This is a genomic window from Faecalibacterium sp. OF03-6AC, assembly GCF_003478175.1.
Classification (GTDB): domain Bacteria; phylum Bacillota; class Clostridia; order Oscillospirales; family Ruminococcaceae; genus Faecalibacterium; species Faecalibacterium taiwanense.
The window spans coordinates 1-5,177 of the sequence record NZ_QUEN01000023.1; the positions used below are offsets into that span (position 1 = coordinate 1).

Annotated in this window: 5 protein-coding genes; all 5 read left to right on the forward strand. The window is 49.0% G+C overall.

What is annotated here, in order from left to right; translation table 11 throughout:
• The coding region (locus tag DXA66_RS13950) for a VirD4-like conjugal transfer protein, CD1115 family (RefSeq protein ID WP_118529318.1) at window positions 1-1,278 on the forward strand (1,278 nt) is incomplete at its 5' end.
• Between the two features lie 139 nt (window positions 1,279-1,417).
• The gene (locus DXA66_RS13955; RefSeq protein ID WP_044954258.1) at window positions 1,418-1,558 is read left to right on the forward strand and encodes a Maff2 family mobile element protein; all 141 of its coding nucleotides are present in this window, start codon (window positions 1,418-1,420) and stop codon (window positions 1,556-1,558) included.
• A 262-nt stretch (window positions 1,559-1,820) separates the two neighbouring features.
• Window positions 1,821-2,342, forward strand: a complete 522-nt coding sequence (locus DXA66_RS13960; RefSeq protein ID WP_102732904.1) for an AAA family ATPase — start codon at window positions 1,821-1,823, stop codon at window positions 2,340-2,342.
• Window positions 2,343-2,719: 377 nt separating this feature from the next.
• Complete coding sequence (gene tet(W) / locus DXA66_RS13965) at window positions 2,720-4,639, forward strand: tetracycline resistance ribosomal protection protein Tet(W) (RefSeq protein WP_118529319.1); 1,920 nt, start codon at window positions 2,720-2,722, stop codon at window positions 4,637-4,639.
• A 276-nt stretch (window positions 4,640-4,915) separates the two neighbouring features.
• The coding region (locus DXA66_RS14630; protein WP_243089116.1) for an MATE family efflux transporter at window positions 4,916-5,177 on the forward strand (262 nt) is incomplete at its 3' end.

Below are 5,177 nucleotides of genomic sequence, written 5' to 3' on the forward strand. Positions count from 1 at the left end.
ATCTTGATTTTTTATCTTGACAAAATGCAGCCCAAAGGCAGTATCGTGGTCGAGTGCGGGAACGCACTTCTGAAAAAAGGCTACAAGCTGAAAATCCTGAACACCATTAACTTTTCCAAGAGTATGCACTACAACCCCTTCGCTTATGTCCACAGCGAAAAAGACATTTTGAAGTTGGTGACAACGCTGATGACCAACACCAAGGGTGAAGGGTCCGGCGGAGACCCATTCTGGGAAAAATCGGAGCGTCTTTTGCTTACTGCCCTGATCGCTTATCTGCATTATGAAGCCCCGGTGGAGGAGCAGAATTTTGCAACACTGTTAGAAATGCTCAACACCATGCAGGTGCTGGAGGATGACGAGGAATACCAGAATCCGGTGGACTTGCTGTTTGAAGAACTGGCAAAAAAGAAGCCCAACAGCTTTGCCGGGCGGCAGTACAAACTTTACAAGCTGGCTGCCGGCAAGACCGCAAAATCCATCCTCATTTCCTGTGGTGCCAGATTAGCCCCCTTCGACATCCAAGAGCTGCGTGACCTCACTATGTACGATGAGCTGCAACTGGACACGCTGGGCGATAAGAAAACGGCATTGTTCCTCATCATGAGCGATACGGACAGCACCTTCAACTTCCTCATCAGCATGGTCTACACCCAGCTTTTCAATCTGCTGTGCGACAAGGCAGATGATGTATACGGCGGCAAGCTGCCCGTTCATGTACGGTGTCTCATCGACGAGTGCGCCAACATCGGGCAGATTCCCAATCTGGAAAAGCTGGTGGCCACCATCCGCAGCCGTGAGATCTCCGCCTGCCTTGTTTTGCAGGCGAGAAGCCAGTTGAAAGCCATTTACAAGGATAACGCGGATACCATTGTGGGCAACATGGACAGCCAGATTTTCCTCGGCGGCAGTGAGCCGACCACCCTGAAAGACTTGTCCGAGATGCTGGGCAAGGAGACCATCGACGCCTTCAACACCTCAGACACCCGTGGCAATAGCCCCAGTTACGGCACTACGTTCCAAAAGATGGGCCACGAGTTATTGAGCCGGGACGAGCTGGCGGTGCTGGACGGCGGCAAGTGCATTTTGCAGTTGCGTGGTGTCAGACCGTTTCTTTCTGACAAGTACGACCTGACCCAGCACCCGAACTACAAGCTGACCTCGGACTACGACTCCAAAAATACCTTCGATATTGAAAAGTATCTGAACCGAAAAGAAAAAATCAGTCCCAATGATGAATTTGTTGTGATTGACGCTGATTCGCTCCCGCCTGCCTGATCCGGTAGGCGATTTTATTTTATCCAGACCAGAGAGGTACACCAGAAAGTCCACTCTCGCCGCAGTTCGCGGCTTCAATAGGCAGCTTCAGGTGTGTACGAATGGTCTACAATTTTTTCAAAATAAAGGAGAAACGACTATGGAATTCTTTAACTCTGCTATCGAAGTTCTTCAGACTCTGGTTGTCGCTCTGGGTGCCGGTCTCGGCGTTTGGGGTGCCATCAACCTGCTGGAAGGCTATGGTAACGACAACCCCGGCTCCAATGCTCATGTACGGTAAGGAAGCAAGCAACCGAAAACAAGAGATAGACCGCCAGCACTACACTATTCCGAACCAAAGACCAAAAGATAAGCATTGTGGGAAAATCTAAACTTTTGGATTTTCCTACAATGCCGACTACGGCGGAATCCCTCCCACTCCTTATATCTTTCTTTCCGTATACATTGAATTTGTATTTAGTAAATGCTATAATGTCCCTATTCAAATTATAAATGTGTTGAATTAGTTACATGTACATATTTTTTGTGCCGGAGGAAGTGAAATGAAACAAAAAATTTATCTCATTACAGGCTTAATGGCTTCTGGAAAATCTACAGTTTCCGATTTACTGGCAAAATCAATAGAAAAATGCGTCCATCTTCGTGGTGATGTGTTCCGAAAAATGATTATTTCAGGCAGAGAAAATATGTCAGCTACCCCATCAGCGGAAGCAGTCCGCCAGCTGTACCTTCGATACAAATTGACTGCTGATGCGGCAAGGTCATACTTTGACAACGGCTTTTCTGTAGTGATCCAAGATAACTACTACGGTGATGAATTAAACCGAATGATAAATTATCTGCATAAATACCCTGTTGAGGTTGTCGTTCTTTGTCCAGATGTGGAAACAATAAAAGAAAGGGAACGATACAGGGAGAAAACAGGCTATTCCGGCTTTACGGTTGAAACCTTATACGATACATTTATGCAGACAACACCACGGATCGGCTTTTGGTTGGACAATTCCAACCAAACACCACAGCAGACAGCAGAAAACATTCTGAACGCTAGGAAGCCGGTATGATTGTTACATATAAGGGGAAGAAAAATTTCTTTTAGGTACTTGCTTTCCTAAAACTGATGTGATACAATACTGATGTGATACAATGATTTAATCCAGAAAAGGAGTAAAAAATATGCGGCAAGGTATTCTTAAATAAAACTATAATCAAATAGTGGGAACAAAGGATTATGATAGCTCCTTTTGTAGGGGCTTAGTTTTTTGTACCCAATTTAAGAATACTTTTGCCTTATCAATTTTGACATATCCCCAAAAACAGCAATCACAAACAGGTGTATGCTGTATATGTGTATGTCCGCAACTTATAATCCCCAGTGGTAAAAGTATTTTACTGCTGGGGATTTTTATGCCCTTTGGGGCTGTAAAGGGAGGACAATCACATGAAAATAATCAATATCGGCATTCTGGCCCATGTAGACGCAGGAAAAACTACATTGACAGAAAGTCTGCTATACACCAGTGGAGCGATTGCGGAACAGGGAAACGTGGATAAAGGGACCACAAGAACAGACACTATGATTTTGGAACGGCAACGGGGAATTACCATTCAAGCGGCAGTCACTTCCTTCCAGTGGCACAGATGTAAAGTCAACATTGTGGATACGCCCGGCCACATGGATTTTTTGGCGGAGGTGTACCGCTCTTTGGCTGTTTTAGATGGGGCCATCTTGGTGATCTCCGCTAAAGATGGCGTGCAGGCCCAGACCCGTATTCTGTTCCATGCCCTGCGGAAAATGAACATTCCCACCGTTATCTTTATCAACAAGATCGACCAGGCTGGCGTTGATTTGCAGAGCGTGGTTCAGTCTGTTCGGGATAAGCTCTCCGCCGATATTATCATCAAGCAGACGGTGTCGCTGTCCCCGGAAATAGTCCTGGAGGAAAATACCGACATAGAAGCATGGGATGCGGTCATCGAAAATAACGATAAATTATTGGAAAAGTATATCGCAGGAGAACCAATCAGCCGGGAAAAACTTGTGCGGGAGGAACAGCGGCGGGTTCAAGACGCCTCCCTGTTCCCGGTCTATTATGGCAGCGCCAAAAAGGGCCTTGGCATTCAACCGTTGATGGATGCGGTGACAGGGCTGTTCCAACCGATTGGGGAACAGGGGAGCGCCGCCCTATGCGGCAGCGTTTTCAAGGTGGAGTATACAGATTGCGGCCAGCGGCGTGTCTATCTACGGCTATACAGCGGAACGCTGCGCCTGCGGGATACGGTGGCCCTGGCCGGGAGAGAAAAGCTGAAAATCACAGAGATGCGTATTCCATCCAAAGGGGAAATTGTTCGGACAGACACCGCTTATCCGGGTGAAATTGTTATCCTTCCCAGCGACAGCGTGAGGTTAAACGATGTATTAGGGGACCCAACCCGGCTCCCTCGTAAAAGGTGGCGTGAGGACCCCCTCCCCATGCTGCGGACGTCGATTGCGCCGAAAACGGCAGCGCAAAGAGAACGGCTGCTGGACGCTCTTACGCAACTTGCGGATACTGACCCGCTTTTGCGCTGCGAGGTGGATTCCATCACCCATGAGATCATTCTTTCTTTTTTGGGCCGGGTGCAGTTGGAGGTTGTTTCCGCTTTGCTGTCGGAAAAATACAAGCTTGAAACAGTGGTAAAGGAACCCACCGTCATTTATATGGAGCGGCCGCTCAAAGCAGCCAGCCACACCATCCATATCGAGGTGCCGCCCAACCCGTTTTGGGCATCCATCGGACTGTCTGTTACACCACTCCCGCTTGGCTCCGGTGTACAATACGAGAGCCGGGTTTCGCTGGGATACTTGAACCAGAGTTTTCAAAACGCTGTCAGGGATGGTATCCGTTACGGGCTGGAGCAGGGCTTGTTCGGCTGGAACGTAACGGACTGTAAGATTTGCTTTGAATACGGGCTTTATTACAGTCCGGTCAGCACGCCGGCGGACTTCCGCTCATTGGCCCCGATTGTATTGGAACAGGCATTGAAGGAATCAGGGACGCAACTGCTGGAACCTTATCTCTCCTTCACCCTCTATGCGCCCCGGGAATATCTTTCCAGGGCTTATCATGATGCACCGAAATACTGTGCCACCATCGAAACGGTCCAGGTAAAAAAGGATGAAGTTGTCTTTACTGGCGAGATTCCCGCCCGCTGTATACAGGCATACCGTACTGATCTGGCCTTTTACACCAACGGGCGGAGCGTATGCCTTACAGAGCTGAAAGGATATCAGGCCGCTGTCGGTCAGCCGGTCATCCAGCCCCGCCGTCCAAACAGCCGCCTGGACAAGGTGCGCCATATGTTTCAGAAGGTAATGTAAAGATACATAAGAGACAGTTTATGAATTTTGACCCTCGAATGCCGATTTTTTTGATTTTTCTGCCTTGACAACAAAAATAAATTCTGATATACTCTTTTTCGCTTCATCGGAGGACCGTTTTCAACGTAATTTGAAACGGGCCGGATAAGATGCCGTGCAGACAGCGCCCCGCCGGAGGTTTCGTTGCCGTAGTGACGAAGCAGATCGAGGCCGGGCGTGCACTCACGGACATTTATCCGACCCGTTTTTTGCACCTTGTGCAGAAAGGAGGACACCATGTCCAAGCAGCGTATCCAGCTTTCCGATCATTTTACCTATTTCCGCCTTTTGCGGTTCGTGCTGCCCTGCATCGGCACCACGCTGTTCACCTCCATCTACGGCATCGTGGACGGCCTGTGTGTCTCCAACTTTGTGGGCAAGACGGCCTTTGCGGCGGTCAACCTCATCATACCGCTGCCCATGCTGCTGGGCACCATCGGCTTTATGCTGGGCACCGGCGGCAGCGCCATCGTGGGCATCACGCTGGGCGAGGGCGACC